The organism is Blautia sp. Marseille-P2398, from assembly GCF_964240315.1.
Taxonomy (GTDB): Bacteria; Bacillota; Clostridia; order Lachnospirales; family Lachnospiraceae; genus Blautia_A; species Blautia_A wexlerae.
In genome coordinates this window covers 139,909-158,074 of sequence record NZ_CAXSTD010000009.1, presented here as the reverse complement: position 1 = coordinate 158,074, position 18,166 = coordinate 139,909, and the positions used below count along the sequence as shown (strand labels likewise).

Below are 18,166 nucleotides of genomic sequence, written 5' to 3'. Positions count from 1 at the left end.
ATTAATTAAGAGGCTTGCTATAATCGCATCAATCCGCACGATGTGTCTCAGGTTTCTCCGGAATCCTTCCATGATATCCGTTCTGTGCACTTTTTCCATGCTCTCTTGCAACAAAAGTCAGACGTTCACAATTCTCATCACCCGGATTATGAGTATATGCATCACAGACTGCCACCAGTTCCATTCCTGCTTTCACAATCATAGCCTTGATTGCTTCTATGGAATATGCTTTCTGTACATGTTCCTCCTCACACTTCTCATACAATCCGTCTTCTCTTGGAAGAAAAAGTGCCAGTTCATATACATTCAGGGCATTTTCCCTGTCATAACTGTTCTCCCAGATAAAGCTTCCGTCCTCTCTGTCCTCAGCAATAGTCGTATCACCGATCACATCCCGGTATTTATGGATCGTATTCATATCAAAAATGAACAGTCCGCCCGGATCCAGATAATTATTTACCAGCGCAAAAAGATACTCCAGATCTTCTTCGTCCGTCAGATAATTCATACTGTCACAGACACTGATCACAGCGCGAACCGTACCATATAACTCAAAATCCTGCATATCCTGCAAAAGATACAGAATATCATGACCGGATTCTGCCCGCTTCTCCATAGCCTCTGCAAGCATCTCCTCAGAATTATCGATACCGATCATATCATATCCGGCATCTGCAAGCATCTCTGTCACAGTACCTGTTCCACATCCCAGCTCCAGAACCAGACCATCCCTGATCCCGTCCTGAGCCAGTGTTTCTATAATATAGTCTGCCCATTCACGATAGTTTACATTATCCATGAAAACATCATAAACACCGGCAAATCTTCCATATGATTCCATTCATCAGCCCTCATTATCTACCTGTTTTACTGTTCACTCCGTTCACAGCAACACATATTTTCCCTGCTATTCTACCACAACATCCGTTCTTATGTAAATAACAGGTTGGTCTCTGTCAGCGCAAAAAAGGACGACTGTTTTTTACAGCAGCCGTCCTTTTCAACTTTTCTGTTACTGATTCTTAGGCATATAGCGGACATACGCCGGTTCTCCATGATAGTAATAGTCAACACCGTTCTCATCATAAACGTCCTCACCATTAGCAAAATCATAGGTATTTCCGTCATCATCACACCATGTACCGTCACCGTTCGGATAAATTACAAGCGGATATCCGTCGGAGTTTCTGTAAATAGTTCTTGTCTGATCTGTATCATAGTCCGGATCATCTGTTCCTACAGGTGTTCCGTCTGCATAATATCCATTGGAGGAACCATCGTCATAATCATAAGATCCGTCGCTGCTGCCATCAGAAGTATAGTCTGAAGAACTGTAATCTGATGAACCGCCCGATGAAGTATCACTGTAAGAACCGTCTGTACCTGCTGAAGAACTTCCATCTGATGAACTGCCGGATGCTGTTTGGTCTGTACCTGCAGCCGCTGTTCCTGTAGTTCCTGAAGTGCCGTCCGCAGTTGTACCTGCTGTAGTTTCTGAAGTTTTTCCTGTTGCTGCTGCTTTCAGTACAGAATCACCGGAAATAGTGAATGAATCAACAGAAGTCTTGATTCCTGCCAGTGCTTTCTCATCCTTTACAGAACCTGCAACACTGTAAAATTCTGTTGTATTATCTGTGAAATATTTATTTACAACATATTTATAGTCACTCTTATCAGTGAGGTAATGAACTGTATAGCTGTAAACATTTACACCGCTGACTTCCTCTGATTTATAATCCTGGATCTCAAAATCTGTACCTTCTACAAGATTATCTGCCTTTACAAGTGCAGAGGCTGTATCCTGTGAACTTGGAATGATCGCCACAGACATATCCTCCTCACCAGAACCATGCAGGATCAGGAGTTTGCCCTGTTTCGGTGACTCGAAGCTTAACATATCGTCAGAATCTGATTTATTCGCCCATGTCGCATCCGGAAGTTTAATGGATACTGCTTTGTTCTTAGATGTATAGGTAGTATTCTGGGCATTGGCTGGTGCAGGGGTAGGAGTTGCTTTCGCTGCTTTGGTTGGCTCCGGTGTAGGAGTTACCTGTACCACACTTGAATCCTCGTCACTGCCGCCTCCAAAGCATGCAGTCATGGAAACAGATAATACAGTTGTTAAGGCCAATAACATTAGTACTCTTTTATTTTTCATAATATCCTCCTTAGAATAGATATATAGTCTTCAGGTAATATTTGATATCAGGTCAGGAGAGGAAACCTCTCTCTGATATTATTATAACTGTTCCGTACTTTATAAAATATGATATCAGGGTCAAAAGATATTTTGCCCCTAACATTATATATTTTACAATTTCATTACATAGATGTCAATGTCGATTTCTCAGCCTTCTGCGATTTGCATAGTCTGTCATAACGCCATTTTTCTGCTTCATCATACCATTTATCTTTTTTTCTCTGTAACTGAGAGATTACTTGTTACTGTGAACGGAGTGAACAGTAACGATTACTTTTTTATTTTTCCACTTCATACATATGCAGTTCATGAAGGGCTCTTGTTGCAGCGATATATCTCGCCTGACGCACAAGCGGGCTCTGATCTTTCTGCGGAAATACTGCAAATACCTGATCAAATTCCAGACCTTTTGCCAGATAGAATGTCGTAACTGTAAGACCTTTCTTAAAGCTTGTGCTGTTTCTGTCCAGATAAGACAGACGTTCTTTTATATCAAATCCTTTTTCTCCCAGAATTTCTTTCAGAAGAAGCCACATATGTTCTGCTTCTTTCTCTGTACGCAGGACAACCGCTGCTGTTTCATATTCTTCTTCGCCGAGTTTCAGAGTTTCTGCAATCTCTTCCGCAGCATGGCTCATATCTGCAAATATTTTCTCCTCCACCGGAGCACCATGACGTTCAAAGAGTTCCATATCTTCAATACCCGCAAGCTGATTTGCATAAGACGCAATCTCTATGGTGTTACGGTAACTCTTATTCATAATGATCTTGTGGATATCCCTCCCGAAAATTTTCGGCAGAAATTTCAGCACATCCTGCTGTTTATCATCCATAGTCTGTGCCCGGTCACCCAGGATCGTCATTCTGCAGGAGAAAATCCTCTGCAGAATTTCATACTGAAGCCTTGAGTAATCCTGCATCTCATCTACCACCAGATGCTTGATATTGCTTCTTCCCTGCTGGCTCTGCAAACGATATTTCAGGTAAAGAACAGGATAAACATCCTCATATTTCAGCTTTCTTTTCTCATAAGAAACACGCGGAAGTCCTTTGTATCCATTTTCTTTCAGGAACTGACTGTAGATCACATAAAGATCTCCGGTCACATACAGCTTCATGAATTTCTCACGGATCAGGTCTTTCTCATCATCTGCCAGATCACGTTCCCGCAGAGTTTCCACCTCGTCAATGAAATAATCTGCAACTGCATCCATCCTTGAGAGCAGTGGAAAATCCTGGAATTTGAAATAAAACAATTCAATAATCTCTGATTCTTTCTTTACAAATCCCTTATATTCCACATCTTTAAAATTCATCAGCCGGTCTTCCAGTTCCACCAGATAGCGTTCCATAAGATTTATAAATTCCATGGACTGTTTCTCCTCTGCCAAAGAAGCTTTCTGCGGAAAACGGATTCTGCGTTCAATTTCATCATAGCGGTCTTCGCAGTCAGAAACTGTATCCCGAAGCTGCTTATAGGCAAAAAGATCAAAGCTCATTTCCTTAATATTCTCTTCTCCCAGTTCAGGAAGGATATGGGAGATATAATCGGAAAACACTCCATTTGGTGACAGGATCAGAATATTGGAAGACTTCAGATTCTGTCTGTCATGGTAGAGAAGATAGGCGATCCTGTGAAGCGCCACGGAAGTTTTCCCGCTTCCTGCTGCACCCTGGATCACCATGATCCTGTCTTTGGTATTTCGGATAATGGCATTCTGCTCCTTTTGAATGGTACGGATAATGTTCTTAAGCTGTACCTCACCGTTACTTCCCAGCTCTGCTTTCAGGATCTCATCATCGATCTTCACATCACTCTCAAATTCGTAGATCATTTTTCCGTTGCGGATCTTATACTGCCATTTCGAAGCAACCTCACCATGAATCTCGCCCATGGGAGCCTCATAAGAAGCTGGTCCTTTGTCATAGTCATAAAACAGACCGCTTACCGGAGCACGCCAATCGTATACTAATGGAATATGCCCTGCTTTCTCTGCGAAATTTCCAATTCCAATATAAAAGATCTCCGGTTCGTCCTCTCCTTCGTAAATGAAATCCACTCTTCCGAAGAATGGAGAATCTGCCATTCTGCGAAATCTCTGTTTTAGAATCAGCTGCTCTTCATTTGCGGAAATCTGGCGGAACAATGCCTGCTGATTATCATAATTCTCATAACCATACTGGTCCATCTCTGTATAATTTTCCCAGTAATACTCATGCATTCCCTCAATCTCTTTCTGGCCTTCCACCAGAGAAAGGCTGATTTCTGTGATACGTTCTTTTAATTTTTCCAGCACATAGCCCAGATATTCTCTGCCATTTTTCTTATCTGTCATATTGTTGATATCCTCTGATATTTGCAACTGTTCAGTAACTTCACAGTTACAATACTCCTTATTATTGTTATCATTTTCTCTTGTTATTATGATGATAAAATATAGTTACTGTTCACTCCGTTCCCAGCAACACGCTTCGCGATGCAGGAAATATGAACCTCCTTGTGCAATGCCCAAGGAGTATCGTTTGCTTCGCAAACTTAATTTATGCTAATCGCATAAATTCGCGCGGTATGTCTCGGGTTTTCTGTGACCTTCGCTCACAAAAAACACCTCGCGGGATATTACCAGTGAACAGTAACAAAATATATCAATTTCCGTAGATTGGTTTTTAATTATAACATATTACCCTCTTACAGAAAAGACGTAAATTTGCACGGTATATCTCGATTCATCTGTTTCTATGCATCCATAAGAAGCTGCAGTAAACAATAATAAAAATCCCTCATCCAGTATCTGTGGATCCTATATCTGCCGGATATATTCTCTTTCACAAATACCCTGAGGGATTTATAATACATTTCTTTCTTACAGTAATTTCATTTTTTCAGAAATTGCCATAGATTTACACCATGATTTATATCATGATTTCCATACTGTAATTTTCTATTTCAGGCAGTTGCCTTATTCTCAAACTGACTGTTATACAGGTCTGCATAGAAGCCTTTCTTAGACAGAAGCTCTTCATGATTTCCCTGCTCGATAATGTCACCGTCTTTCATAACCAGGATCAGATCTGCATCCTTGATGGTAGAAAGTCTGTGTGCGATCACAAAGCTGGTTCTGCCCTTCATCAGATTGTCCATGGCTTTCTGGATACGCACTTCGGTTCTGGTATCTACAGAGGAGGTTGCCTCATCCAGGATCAGGATCTTATTATTGGCAAGAATTGCCCTGGCAATAGTGAGAAGCTGTTTCTGTCCCTGGGAAATATTACTGGTTTCTTCATCCAGAACCATGTCATAGCCGCCCGGCTGCTGCATGATAAAGTTGTGCACATGGGCAGCCTTTGCTGCTGCGATCACCTCTTCATCTGTAGCATCCAGACGTCCGTAACGGATATTTTCCATAATGGTTCCTGAGAACAGCCAGGTATCCTGGAGCACCATACCAAACATCTCTCTCAGACTACTTCTGTTAAAGTCTTTGATGTCATAACCATCTATCTTAATACTTCCGCCATTGAGATCATAGAATCTCATAAGCAGTTTCACCATAGTTGTCTTTCCTGCACCTGTGGGACCTACAATGGCAATCTTCTGGCCATCCTTCACATCTGCAGAGAAATCATTGATAATGATCTTATCCGGATTGTAACCGAATTTTACATGTTCAAACTGTACATCTCCTGTAAGTGTATTAACATCTACAGGGTTCTTCTCATTCTGGCTCTCTTCCTGCTCCTCCAGGAATTCAAATACTCGTTCGGAAGCTGCTGCTGAGGACTGTAACAGGTTTGTAACCTGTGCGATCTGCTGGATTGGCTGTGTAAAGTTACGGATGTACTGGAAGAAGGACTGGATATCACCGACTTCAATACTTTTTTTGATTACAAACACGCCGCCTAAGAGAGCTACCATTACATATCCAAGGTTACCTACAAACTGCATGATGGGCATCATCATTCCTGAGAAGAACTGAGATTTCCATGCAGATTCATAAAGCTTCTGATTGTCTTTCTCAAATTCTTCTACTACATCATTCTCTTTGTTGAAAACCCGGACCACATTATGACCACCGAAGTTTTCTTCGATCTGACCGTTTACTTTACCCAGATAGCTCTGCTGATCCTGAAAGTATTTCTGGGAATGCTTCATGACAGTCTGGATGATGAACATGGAAACCGGCAGGATCAGAAGTGCTGCCAGAGTCATCCACACATTGATGGAAAGCATCATAATAAATACACCGATCAGGGTTGTCACTGATGTGATCAGCTGTGTCAGACTCTGGTTCAGACTCATCTGCAGAGTATCCACATCATTGGTGATACGGGAGAGGATCTCACCGTTTGTTCTGCTCTCATAATAGTTCAGAGGCAGTCTGTTGATTTTCTTTGAAATATCTTTTCTCAGATTATAGGTAACATCATTGGAGATCCCTGACATTACGAATCCCTGTACAAAGGAAAAGCATGCACTTAACACATATAATCCAAGTGTCCATAACAGGATCATCCCGATCTTTCCGAAGTCAATTTCACCGGTTCCGTTTACCTTGGCAACCAGGCCGTTAAACAGCTCTGTGGTCGCCTTACCTAAAATCTTAGGCCCTACAATACTAAACACAGTTCCCGCTACTGCAAAGATAAACATCAGTATAAAGCGGAATTTATATCGTCCCATATAACGGAAAAGCTTAGCCATGGAGCCCTTGAAGTCTTTCGCCTTTTCGCCGGACATCATACGTCCATGTCCTCCCATAGGACCTCTTCTTCTCTGTTCGCTCATGCCAGTTCCTCCTCTGATAACTGAGATCTTGCAATCTGCTGATATACCTCACAATTTGCCATCAGTTCCTTATGAGTTCCAATGCCTGCCATATGTCCGTCGTCCAGTACAATGATCTGGTCTGCACCAAGGATAGTACTGATCCTCTGGGCAACGATCACAGTAGTTGCATCCTTGGTGTACTCCTTCAATGCCTTTCTTAACTGACTGTCAGTCTTAAAGTCAAGGGCAGAGAAGCTGTCATCAAAGATAAATATCTCCGGATCCTTTGCAATGGCTCTGGCAATGGACAGACGCTGTTTCTGTCCGCCCGAAACATTGGTACCTCCCTGTGATACAGGAGATTCATATTTCTCCGGTTTGGTATCAATAAATTCTGTAGCCTGTGCAACCTCTGCTGCTTCCTTTACCTGTGCATCAGTGATCTCCGGCTTACCATAGCGGATATTTGAATCAATGGTACCTGAGAAAAGTACACCCTTCTGCGGCACATATCCCAGTTTGTCACGAAGTTCTTTCTGAGTCATGTCACGGACATCCACACCATCTACTTTAACAGAACCCTTTGTCACATCATAGTATCTGGGAATCAGATTGATCAGGGTACTCTTACCACTTCCAGTACTTCCGATCACTGCGATTGTCTGACCTTTCTTTGCTTTAAAGGAAATGTCTGTCAGTACATTCTCACCTGCTTCCGGGTAAGCGAAGGATACATGATCAAATTCAATCTCACCTTTCACATTTTCTGACGGATGTACCGGAGTTTCCGGATCCTGAATAGAAACCTCTGTTTTCAGAACCTCATCAATACGAAGCGCTGCCACATTTGCTCTTGGAAGCATAATGGACATTGCAGTGATCATCAGGAAGGACATGATGATCTGCATCGCATACTGGATGAATGCCATAACATTACCAACCTGCATGGTTCCGTTGTCTACTGCATGGGAACCACTGTAAATAATAAGTACAGATACACCATTCATGATCAGCATCATAATGGGCATCATAAAAGTCATACATCTGTTGACAAACAGGTTTGTTTTTGTCAGATCCAGATTTGCTTTCTCAAAACGCTCTTCCTCATGCTTCTCACGGCTGAATGCGCGGATAACAGGAATACCTGTCAGGATCTCACGGGATACCAGATTCAGTCTGTCGATCAGAGTCTGTAAGATAGTGAATTTTGGCATTGCCACCTGGAACAGCACAAAGATCACAATCAGGATCAGACCAACTGCCACACCAAGGATCCATGTCATGGAAGAATCTGTGTTTAATACCTTGATCACACCACCAATACCAAGGATCGGCGCGTACAGAACAATACGGAACATCATTGCCATAACCTGCTGTACCTGCTGCACATCATTGGTGCTTCGTGTGATCAGGGATGCTGTGGAGAATTTATGATATTCTCTGCTGGAGAAGCTCATAACCTTGCGGTAAATGCTGTTTCTCAGGTCATGACCAAGTCTGCCTGCCACTCTGGCCGAAATAAATGTGACGCTGATTGCTGCCAGCATGATCACCAGTGCCATGGCAAGCATTCTGATACCTGACATCAGGATGTAATGCATCTGAATGGCATCCACATCTTTCCCCAGTGCTTCATATTCTGAAGCAACAAAGGAAACACCAGCCTGTGTCACAATAGACTCCGGCATATCTTTCAGCTTCTCATCCACCTGACTCATAATCTGCTGTACTGCTTCTTCCGGCATCTGCGCCAGCGCTGTCAGTGGGTCTGTTCCCTCCGGAAGGCCCATCTGTGCAACCATTGCCTGCCCCTGTTCACTGTCTTCGGAAAAGGCAGATACCATCATCATTGCCTTGGAGAAATCCTCATTTAAATTCTCTCTGGTTTCTTTGGAAATATCATCGTTTAATACCCAGGTATCATCTTCCTGTGTATAATTCTGTGAAACTTCCTTTTTCTGATCCTCATCCATAAAAATCTGAAGATTCTGCAAGGTTGAATCCCGAAGCTTATCCGGCACACTGTCTTCAATACCTTTCTGCTGGATACCTACATTAATAATCTTGGAGGTATAATCCGGCAGGGAAAGATCACAGTACGCCTGCAGAAACAGAAGTGCTATGATCAGGACAATGTATCCCGCTGATTTCTTCAGATATTTCATCAGTTTAATCATTGCTTGATTCCCTCGTTTCCTATTTTTAATATGTATGTCTGTTTAAACTCACGTGTCAGTTCTTTCACAGACAATATTTTTTATCTGAACATGCTGATACAGTTTTCTCAATCTGCTCCACCATGTATTTTTCAGTTTCTACCTGTTGACAGGTATCTCCGAAATATTATCCAGAATCTGCCCAAAAAACCTTCGTAAAAGACATAGCTCTGCTTCGCTGAAATTGCTGAACATCACTTTTTCCACAGCTTTGCTTTCCTGCTGGAGCTCCTCCACGATTTTTCTTCCGTTTTCTGTCAGATATACACGCATGATGCGTTGGTCTTTATCATCACGTTTCCTGCAGACAATGTCGGCTTTCTCCAGACGCTGGATACTTACATTAACAGTGGGCGGTGTTACACCCATACGCTCTGCAATCTCCTTCTGGCTGCAGCCGTTATTTCTGTATACGATCATAATGATCGGCATCTGTCCCTGCTGGATACCGATTTCCCGTATACGCTGCATACATCTCATACCATATTGGCGATTGATCTCCATAAAGAGCGCAGGCATGCTTTTCTCTTCTCGTTTCTCTTTCTTCTCCTCTTCCGGGCACCACATAACTTCACTCCTTTCCGGCCTCTGTCCTCTTTCAGGTCTGATATTATTCTTTAATTAGCCTGACTAATCATATATAATATACTTTTAGACAAAAAATGCAAGTGTTTTTTGTGCAGTTTATAATTATTTTAGATTTAACTTTGATATTTCCAATTTGTAAATATTCAATTTTATTTTGTCCGGCTAATATTTTTCATCTCAGGTCGAATAAAATTTCCAGTATTCTTCAAGTTCTATCTCTGCATGACTTCTTTATAAAATTCTATAAACACATTAATTGCCGGAGACCGCCATTTATTTTTGTGGAGCAGCAACTGTGTCCATACAGTTACCGGGCAGCCGGCAACATCCAGTCTTTTAATCTGTCCGTCTTTCACATATTTCTCCGAAATAAAATCCGGAAGAAAGGAAAGCAGGCTGCTGTTTTTTACCAGTTCACATATCTGAAGCGGATTTCCGATTTCAAGAACCGGACGGATTTCCAGTGATTGGGACGCAAGGGTTTCATTCAGTATTTTTCTGTAGCTCATGGCTTGTTCTGTTAACACAAACTCATTCTGAGAAATTTCACTTAATTTCCATGAACAGCCTGCAACAGGATTATCAGCCGCTACAATAAAATGAACCTGTTCTTCCTGTTCCGCACAAATAATAAAATCCGAATCATAAATATGCCTGTCCAGAGTAAAAACTAAATCTGTTTCGTTCTTCCGCAATTTATCAAACATCTGCTCTGTACCGTTTTCTGTTATCTCTACTTTTATTTCCGGATACTGATGATGAAAACGCAGAAAATCATTTTTAAAATATCTGCTGCAGACAGAACTGGACATAGACAACCGAATCTCGCCTTCAATGCTTTCAGCCGAATTCAGCGAATCAAGCATTTTCGCCTGTGCCTTCAGAATATTTCGAGCCTGCTGCAAAACTAAAACTCCCTTTTCCGTAAGATTGATTTTATGATAATAACGGTCAAACAGCCTGACATCAAGTTCCTTTTCCAGTTGTTTAATCTGTGAAGAAACTGTAGACTGCGTATATCCCAGTTCTTTTGCAGCAGCCGAAAATCCGGAATATTCACATACTGCAATAAAAGTTTTTAACACATTTGTATCCATAGTTCATTCCTTCCCATAACTTTCCAGTATTTTTCCATTGAAACATTGAATCGTTATTTTTTATAAACGATATTTTCAATAATATACAACAAAACAATCAATTTTACAAATATTGTTTTTTATCTTATAATATCCCTTATATGAACTTCTGAAGGGAGCGTTATCTTATGAAACGTGAACAGCTTGGAAGCCGGCTTGGCTTCATTATGCTTTCCGCCGGCTGCGCCATTGGCTGCGGAAATGTATGGAAATTCCCGTGGATGTGCGGGCAAAATGGCGGCGGCAGCTTTATGCTGATCTATCTTCTGTGTCTGGTCATCCTGGGAATCCCGGCTCTTGTGTTGGAATTTTCCATCGGAAGAGCGGCTCAGACAAGTCCCCTTTTCATGTACCGTAAGCTGGAAAAACCAGGACAGAAATGGGGGATTTTCGGCTGGTTCTGTCTGCTTGGCAACATTGCCCTGATGGCATTTTACACTGTTGTCTGCGGCTGGATCATTTATTATTTTGTACAGTTTCTCAGAGGTAAAAATGGTTCGCTGGGATTTTCATCCATGATCTCCTCTCCCTCTGTGAATGTATTCTTCTTACTGGTCACTGTAGTCATTGCATTTTTCATCCTTTCCTTCAATCTTCAGGGAGGACTGGAACGTGTGACAAAATATATGATGTCTGCACTGCTGGTACTGATGCTTGCTCTCGCTGTGCACAGTCTTTTTCTGAAAGGCGCTGGTGAGGGAATGACCTTTTATCTGAAACCGGATTTCTCAAAGATTGATGGTTCGGTGATCGTAGGGGCAATGAACCAGGCATTCTTTACTTTGTCTACAGGCATGGGTGGCATGGCTATCTTTGGCAGCTATATTGGTAAAGAACATTCCCTGATGGGGGAAGCCATTCATGTGATCACACTGGACACACTGGTTGCATTTCTGGCAGGAGTTATTATTTTCCCTGCATGCTTCACCTTTGATCTGGAAGTAAATGCAGGTCCGAGCCTTCTGTTTGATACAATGGCAGCAGTTTTTAACAACATGTCCGGAGGTCGCATCTGGGGTTCCTTATTCTTCTTGTTCATGGTATTCGCAGCCATGTCAACCGTCCTGGGTGTGTGCGAGAATATCCTGGCAATGATCCGTGAGCTTACCGGCTGGTCCCGTCCAAAAGGCAGCGTGGTCTGCGGCACAGGTGTCTTTCTTCTGGCACTTACCACAGCCCTTGGTTTCAGCGTTTTCCACTTCCAGCCATTTGCCGAAGGAACTACCTGGCTTGATTTCTGGGATTTTATTGTTTCCAACAATATTTTACCCCTTGGCTCTCTCATCCTTGCACTCTTCTGCTGTAATAAGTTCGGCTGGGGATGGGATAACTTTATCAAAGAGAGCAATACAGGTAAGGGCTTAAAGGTACAGAGCTGGATGAAACCGCTCTTCCGGTTTGTACTTCCGATTATAATTGCCTTTATCTATATTTATGGAATGTTCACATTCAACTGGAAATAAAAAAGAAAAATAAGCTCCGTGGATCAAAACTTCTATCCACAGAGCTTATTTTTTATCCAACCATCATTTTTAATTTTAGTGAACCTTCTGATCCAGCATTCTCCGGATCAGCTCAATTGTATCCTTCAGTCCATAGTTGGCACTGTTGATACACAAATCATAATTCTCCGGTTTTCCCCATTTCTCACCGGTATAAAATTCATAATATTTCTTATGCTGCTTATCCATCTGCTTCAGGAAATGTACTGCCTGTTTCAGATTCATATTACGGATATCCATAACGTGCTGTACACGAACCTGAAAAGGAGCACTGATAAACAGGCTGATATGCGGAATGTGATTATTCTTAAGAATCGTGTCTGCGCAGCGTCCCATGATCACACAGTCTTCACTCTTTGCCAGTTCACAGATCAGATCACTCATATTGAAAAATACGGCATCCTGCTTCGGAAGTCCGTGATAACGGTTAAATTCCCTGAACCAGGTTTTCAGATCTGTATGTTTTTTCTTTCTGTATTTATCAAATCCCTCAAAACTGCCGGCATCACCCACTGCATTTTTATCTGCCTGCAGACGCTTCATAACCTGATCAAAAATCTCTGCATCATAATAGTTGATCTGAAGCTGATCTGCCAGTTCAAATCCGATATCATTACCGCCACTTCCCTGTGTACGGCTGATACAGATGATCAGATGATCATTTTCGGAAATCTCATTCTGGCGTCTTGCGATCAGATTATTCAGACTGATACGTTCTTTATCTACAATATCTGTCTGTCCAAATGTATCCGGAAGACTTTCAATCTCTTTCAGAATACTGTCATACTCTATCATAAGACGTCTTCTCTCGCTCTTATCCCTGATGGTACGGGCCATGTTACTGATCAGCGCCAGTTCACTTCTGAGCAGATGTCCGTCAGGCTTGGTATACATCAGCGCTGCCAGATGACGGAGAGTTGTTTCTTTTTGTCCTGTAAATGTACGTCCCAGAGAGGAACCCACACATTTATAAACTTCTTCGTCCAGGTTATAAATGCGTATTGCAAGTTCTTTACATTTTTCCTGATTATCCTGCATAATGATCCTCCCTCCTTATAAAAAGAATACAAACATATCGATAATAAACACCGGAACCAGAAATGCCACAGACCACAGCATATATCCGAAGAATGACGGCATCTTCACACCATTCTCATCAGAGATTGCCTTTACCATAAAGTTTGGGGCATTTCCGATATAAGTGTTGGCACCCATGAATACCGCACCACAGGAAATGGCAGACAGAATCTTGGTAGGTACTGTTCCCAGTGTAGTTGTGATTCCATTTGTAAATGCCAGCGTTCCTGCTGTTGTAAGGAATACCAGATACGTCGGTGTATTATCCAGAAAACTGGAAAGTGCACCGGTTGCCCAGAACATCTCTGCCGGTTCAGTAACTCCCAGATTCGGTCCTACCGCTTTCAGAAGCATCAATGCAGGCTGCATGGTGATAAAAATACCGATGAATAAAACCGCAACCTCTTGGATCGCGCCCCAGGTAAAATGGTTTCTGATACGGATCTGCTTATCTGTTGTCTTAAAGGAAAGAAAAGCAGCAAGCAATATGATTACAATCTCAATCAGTGCCGGGAATGTCAGGGTTACTTCTCCAAAAAGATGAATGCCTCTTACATTGCCTGCGGCATCCTGAAATGCGGACATTCCCGGAAGTACACCGCTTAAGATTACCGCGCCAACGATCATCACAAGGAAGATGATATTGTGCAGTCCATCCAGACGAAACTGAGTACCCGGTTTACGGATATCCGGTTTACGGCCATTTGCAATATCTTTTCTGTAGGAACGTTTATCAATCTGATAAAATACAAACAGCAGAATGACCATATTAAAGATCAGTACAGGGAACAGATGCAGGCTCCAGAAGAAAGGAACGCCTCGCATAAATCCCATTAACAGCGGCGGATCTCCGATTGGTGTAAGACATCCACCCATATTGGAAACCATAAAGATAAAGAAGATCATAATATGTCCTTTTCTCTTTCTCCATGAATTCATTTTAATTACCGGACGTACCATCAGCATACTGGCACCGGTGGTACCGATACAGCTTGACAGAAGAGTTCCCAGTGCAAGCAGACCTACATTAACACGGGGGGAACCTGCGAAATCACCCTCCATGGTAATATTACCAGATACGCAGAACAGGCCGAATAACAGAATGATGAATGTAAGATAATCATTCACAATACAGTCCAGAACTGTCTCTGCAGTCTTTCCGGCTCCATAAACGAAAGCAAATGGAACCACCATCAGAATGATCCATAAGGCAACAACCAGTGGCTGATGAGACTCCCACCACTCCGCTTTTACCAGAGGCATCACTGCAATACATAACAAAAGCCCTGCAAAGGGAATGCAAAGCCATACAGGTACTGTAGATGGTGCTTTACTGCCTTCTGCCGCAAATACACTCAACGGGCAAGCCAGAAGAACTGCAAAAAAAGCACCCAGTACGGTCACCAACTTTTTCAAAACTGCCACCTCCATATTGTATTTTCGTACAGCGCGATTATCATTCAGGAGATTTTTTTCATATACGTGTTTCTTCCTATTTAATATGCGCTTGTTTTTTACAGATGCAATTATATCATACAGCATACAAAAATCAATTGTGTGGATAGTGAATATTTATACTTTATTTCCTGTTTTTTTATACATTTTTTACATATTCCCTGATTATTTTCGTTTATATTTTAACGATTTAATCTTTATTACTGACATTTTTTTGTGCTGCCTTATCTATTTTTTAAAATTGTACTGATTTTGAAACACATGACCCAATAACTGCTCCGCAGTTTATCACTTTTGGGCAATTAAAGCAGGGATCTTTCTTATATGCAATACGAAAAATGCTCCCCAACAGCAATTCCCGCTGTCAGAGAGCATTTCGCATATTTCTTATATGAACTGATTGGTTGCTTCATCATACTCATAGTCGATGGAATGCATCTTCGCCACCAGTTCGTCTTTCTTCAGTCCTCTGCATGTACAGAGTGCTTCCAGGGAATCATAGTAATCCCTGAGCTGAGTATTCACATAACTCAGCAGAATCATTGGATCTTTGGGTATCATTTAGTTTCCGTCCTTTACCGTAACAATGAATTCCCCATTCTGAACATCCAGCACCAGAGTATCACCTGCGTGAACATCTCCGGACAAAATCTTTCTCGCCGCAAGAGTCTCTACATATTTCTGCAGATAGCGCTTCAACGGACGTGCACCATATACCGGGTCATAGCCATTCTCGATAACCTGATCCTTGGCTGCATCTGTCAGTTCCAGGGAAAGCTCCTGGTCTGCAAGACGTTTGTCAAGCTCGCCGACCATCAAGTCTACTATCTTACCAATATTGGATTTTGTCAAGGGCTTGAACATAATTATTTCATCCAGACGGTTCAGGAATTCCGGACGGAAATGGCCTCTCAGGTCATCCATAACCTGACTCTGAGCCTCAGGTTTGATCTCACCATTCTCATCAATACCATCCAGCAGATACGGAGAACCGATGTTGGAAGTCATGATAAGAATTGTATTCTTAAAGTCAACTGTACGTCCCTGAGAATCTGTGATACGGCCATCATCCAGTACCTGCAGCAGTACGTTAAACACATCCGGATGTGCCTTCTCAATCTCATCGAAAAGTACAACACTGTATGGTTTACGGCGGACTGCCTCAGTAAGCTGGCCGCCCTCCTCATATCCTACATATCCCGGAGGCGCTCCGATCAGTCTGGATACAGAATACTTCTCCATGTATTCACTCATATCAATTCTGACCATATTCTGTTCATCATCAAACAGATTCTCTGCCAGAGTTTTGGCAAGCTCTGTCTTACCTACACCTGTCGGACCAAGGAACAGGAAGGAACCGATAGGTTTGGTCGGATCCTTGATGCCGGCTTTGGAACGAAGGATTGCATCTGTAACCCTCTTCACACCTTCATCCTGACCTACAACTCTCTTGTGAAGCTGATCTTCCAGAGTGAGGAGTTTGGCTCTCTCGCCTTCTGTCAGTCTTGTTACAGGAATACCGGTCCATCTGGAAATAATCCTTGCGATCTCATCATCAGTAACTGCCTCATGAACCAGACTTCTGTCACTTTCTTTCACACTCTTTTCTTCGATTTCCAGCTGCTGCTGTAATTTCGGAAGTTCGCCGTACTGTAACTGTGCAGCCTTCTCCAGATCATAGTTCTGTTTTGCTTTCTGGATCTGCTTATTTACATCCTCGATCTGCTCACGAAGCTTCTGTAATTTCTCTACAGAATGCTTCTCATTATCCCACTGTGCTTTCTGTGTATTAAAGGTATCACGAAGCTCTGCCAGCTCCTTCTGAAGTGCTTCCAGACGTTCCTTACTCAGGTTATCTGTCTCTTTCTTCAGTGCAGATTCCTCAATCTCCAGCTGCATGATCTTACGGCGCTGTTCATCCAGCTCTGAAGGCATGGAGTCCAGCTCTGTCTTGATCAGGGCACAGGCCTCATCCACCAGGTCAATGGCCTTATCAGGAAGAAAACGGTCTGTGATATATCTATGTGAAAGTGTAGCTGCTGCAACCAGCGCACTGTCTGTAATCTTAACACCATGGAAGACCTCATATCTCTCCTTAAGACCACGAAGGATGGAAATGGTATCCTCCACTGTAGGTTCATCTACCATAACAGGCTGGAAACGACGTTCCAGAGCTGCATCTTTCTCAATATACTGACGATACTCATCCAGAGTTGTAGCACCGATACAGTGAAGCTCACCTCTGGCAAGCATAGGTTTCAGCATATTGCTGGCATCCATAGCTCCGTCTGTCTTACCTGCACCAACGATCAGATGTAACTCATCAATGAAAAGAATGATGTTTCCTTCACTCTTCTTTACTTCTTCAAGGACTGCTTTCAGACGTTCCTCAAACTCACCTCTGTATTTGGCACCTGCTACCAGAGCACCCATGTCCAAGGCAAAAATCTTCTTATCCTTCAGACCTTCCGGCACATCCTCTGCCACGATTCGCTGTGCAAGACCCTCGATTGCTGCAGTCTTACCTACACCAGGCTCACCGATGAGCACAGGATTGTTCTTGGTCTTACGTGAAAGGATTCTGATGATATTACGGATTTCTTCATCACGTCCGATCACAGGATCCAGCTTCTGGTTACGTGCCTTTTCGACTAAATCCTCGCCATATTTATTCAAAGTATCATAAGTAGCTTCCGGATTGTCACTGACTACACGCTGATTGCCTCGTACTGTAGAAAGTGCCTGCAGGAAACGCTCCTTAGTAATGCCAAATTCCTGAAACAGTTTCTTCATGCTTGGACTTGGATATCTCAACAAAGCAAGGAATAAATGCTCTACAGAGACATATTCATCACCCATTGCCTTGGCTTCATCCTCTGCACTGACCAGAGCCTTATTCAGATACTGTCCGAAACGAAGCTCACCGCCAGATACCTTAACCCTGGCATCCAGTGCCTGATTCAGAGAATTTCTGAAATAATCCTTATCTATCTCCATCTTCTCAATCAGTTTAAGAATCAGGCTGTCTTCCTGTTCCAGCAGAGCATATAAAAGATGCTCCTCTTCAATCTCCTGGTTGCCAAACTGATAAGCAACCTTCTCCAGATCCTGGACAGCCTGTACGGATTTCTGTGTAAATTTACTGATATTCATAGGCTAACCCTCCTCTTATATGAGAAATATCTCTCCCGAGGGAGAAATATGTTGTTTTCTTTGTTCTGCAT

The 18,166-nt window shown here is 42.5% G+C and carries 12 protein-coding genes; 1 reads left to right on the top strand and 11 read right to left on the bottom strand.

The features are described 5' to 3' along the window. Positions 1-28 precede the first annotated feature (28 nt). The 7 genes from ACESZG_RS12060 to ACESZG_RS12030 all read right to left on the bottom strand — a co-directional run bounded on the left by ACESZG_RS12060 (position 29) and on the right by ACESZG_RS12030 (position 10,869). Complete coding sequence (locus tag ACESZG_RS12060; protein WP_055052582.1) at positions 29-841, bottom strand: class I SAM-dependent methyltransferase; 813 nt, start codon at positions 839-841, stop codon at positions 29-31. Positions 842-1,012: 171 nt separating this feature from the next. Beyond that, complete coding sequence (locus ACESZG_RS12055; protein ID WP_195277898.1) at positions 1,013-2,158, bottom strand: hypothetical protein; 1,146 nt, start codon at positions 2,156-2,158, stop codon at positions 1,013-1,015. A gap of 320 nt (positions 2,159-2,478) precedes the next feature. After that, the gene (locus ACESZG_RS12050) at positions 2,479-4,536 is read right to left on the bottom strand and encodes a UvrD-helicase domain-containing protein (protein WP_195277897.1); all 2,058 of its coding nucleotides are present in this window, start codon (positions 4,534-4,536) and stop codon (positions 2,479-2,481) included. Positions 4,537-5,147: 611 nt separating this feature from the next. Continuing rightward, positions 5,148-6,986 (bottom strand): ABC transporter ATP-binding protein, encoded by a 1,839-nt coding sequence (locus tag ACESZG_RS12045; RefSeq protein WP_373218400.1) that lies wholly within the window; start codon positions 6,984-6,986, stop codon positions 5,148-5,150. Further along, a complete protein-coding gene (locus ACESZG_RS12040; protein ID WP_373218398.1) occupies positions 6,983-9,145 on the bottom strand; it encodes an ABC transporter ATP-binding protein in 2,163 nt (720 codons plus the stop codon). The genes ACESZG_RS12045 and ACESZG_RS12040 overlap by 4 nt, the downstream gene beginning before the upstream one ends. A gap of 138 nt (positions 9,146-9,283) precedes the next feature. Further along, positions 9,284-9,751, bottom strand: coding sequence for a MarR family winged helix-turn-helix transcriptional regulator (locus ACESZG_RS12035; RefSeq protein WP_022381257.1), 468 nt, complete (start codon positions 9,749-9,751; stop codon positions 9,284-9,286). Positions 9,752-9,984: 233 nt separating this feature from the next. Further along, positions 9,985-10,869, bottom strand: coding sequence for a LysR family transcriptional regulator (locus tag ACESZG_RS12030; RefSeq protein WP_022381258.1), 885 nt, complete (start codon positions 10,867-10,869; stop codon positions 9,985-9,987). 167 nt (positions 10,870-11,036) lie between these two features. Here ACESZG_RS12030 and ACESZG_RS12025 point away from each other — a divergent pair, with 167 nt between their 5' ends. Further along, positions 11,037-12,371 carry a sodium-dependent transporter gene (locus ACESZG_RS12025; protein WP_373218395.1) on the top strand — a complete coding sequence of 445 codons (1,335 nt, stop codon included), beginning with the start codon at positions 11,037-11,039 and terminating at the stop codon, positions 12,369-12,371. A 75-nt stretch (positions 12,372-12,446) separates the two neighbouring features. On the opposite strand, the gene ACESZG_RS12020 is transcribed toward ACESZG_RS12025, so the two are convergent. From ACESZG_RS12020 to clpB, 4 genes are all read right to left on the bottom strand, one after another. Next, complete coding sequence (locus ACESZG_RS12020; protein WP_055152322.1) at positions 12,447-13,448, bottom strand: AAA family ATPase; 1,002 nt, start codon at positions 13,446-13,448, stop codon at positions 12,447-12,449. Positions 13,449-13,463: 15 nt separating this feature from the next. Then, entirely contained in the window at positions 13,464-14,903 is a 1,440-nt protein-coding gene (locus ACESZG_RS12015) for a sodium:proton antiporter (protein WP_008706655.1), read from the bottom strand. Between the two features lie 426 nt (positions 14,904-15,329). After that, positions 15,330-15,503: a DUF4250 domain-containing protein gene (locus tag ACESZG_RS12010; protein ID WP_008706656.1), complete on the bottom strand. Its 174-nt coding sequence runs from the start codon at positions 15,501-15,503 to the stop codon at positions 15,330-15,332. Then, positions 15,504-18,095: an ATP-dependent chaperone ClpB gene (gene clpB / locus ACESZG_RS12005; RefSeq protein ID WP_118613835.1), complete on the bottom strand. Its 2,592-nt coding sequence runs from the start codon at positions 18,093-18,095 to the stop codon at positions 15,504-15,506. Positions 18,096-18,166: the final 71 nt, after the last annotated feature.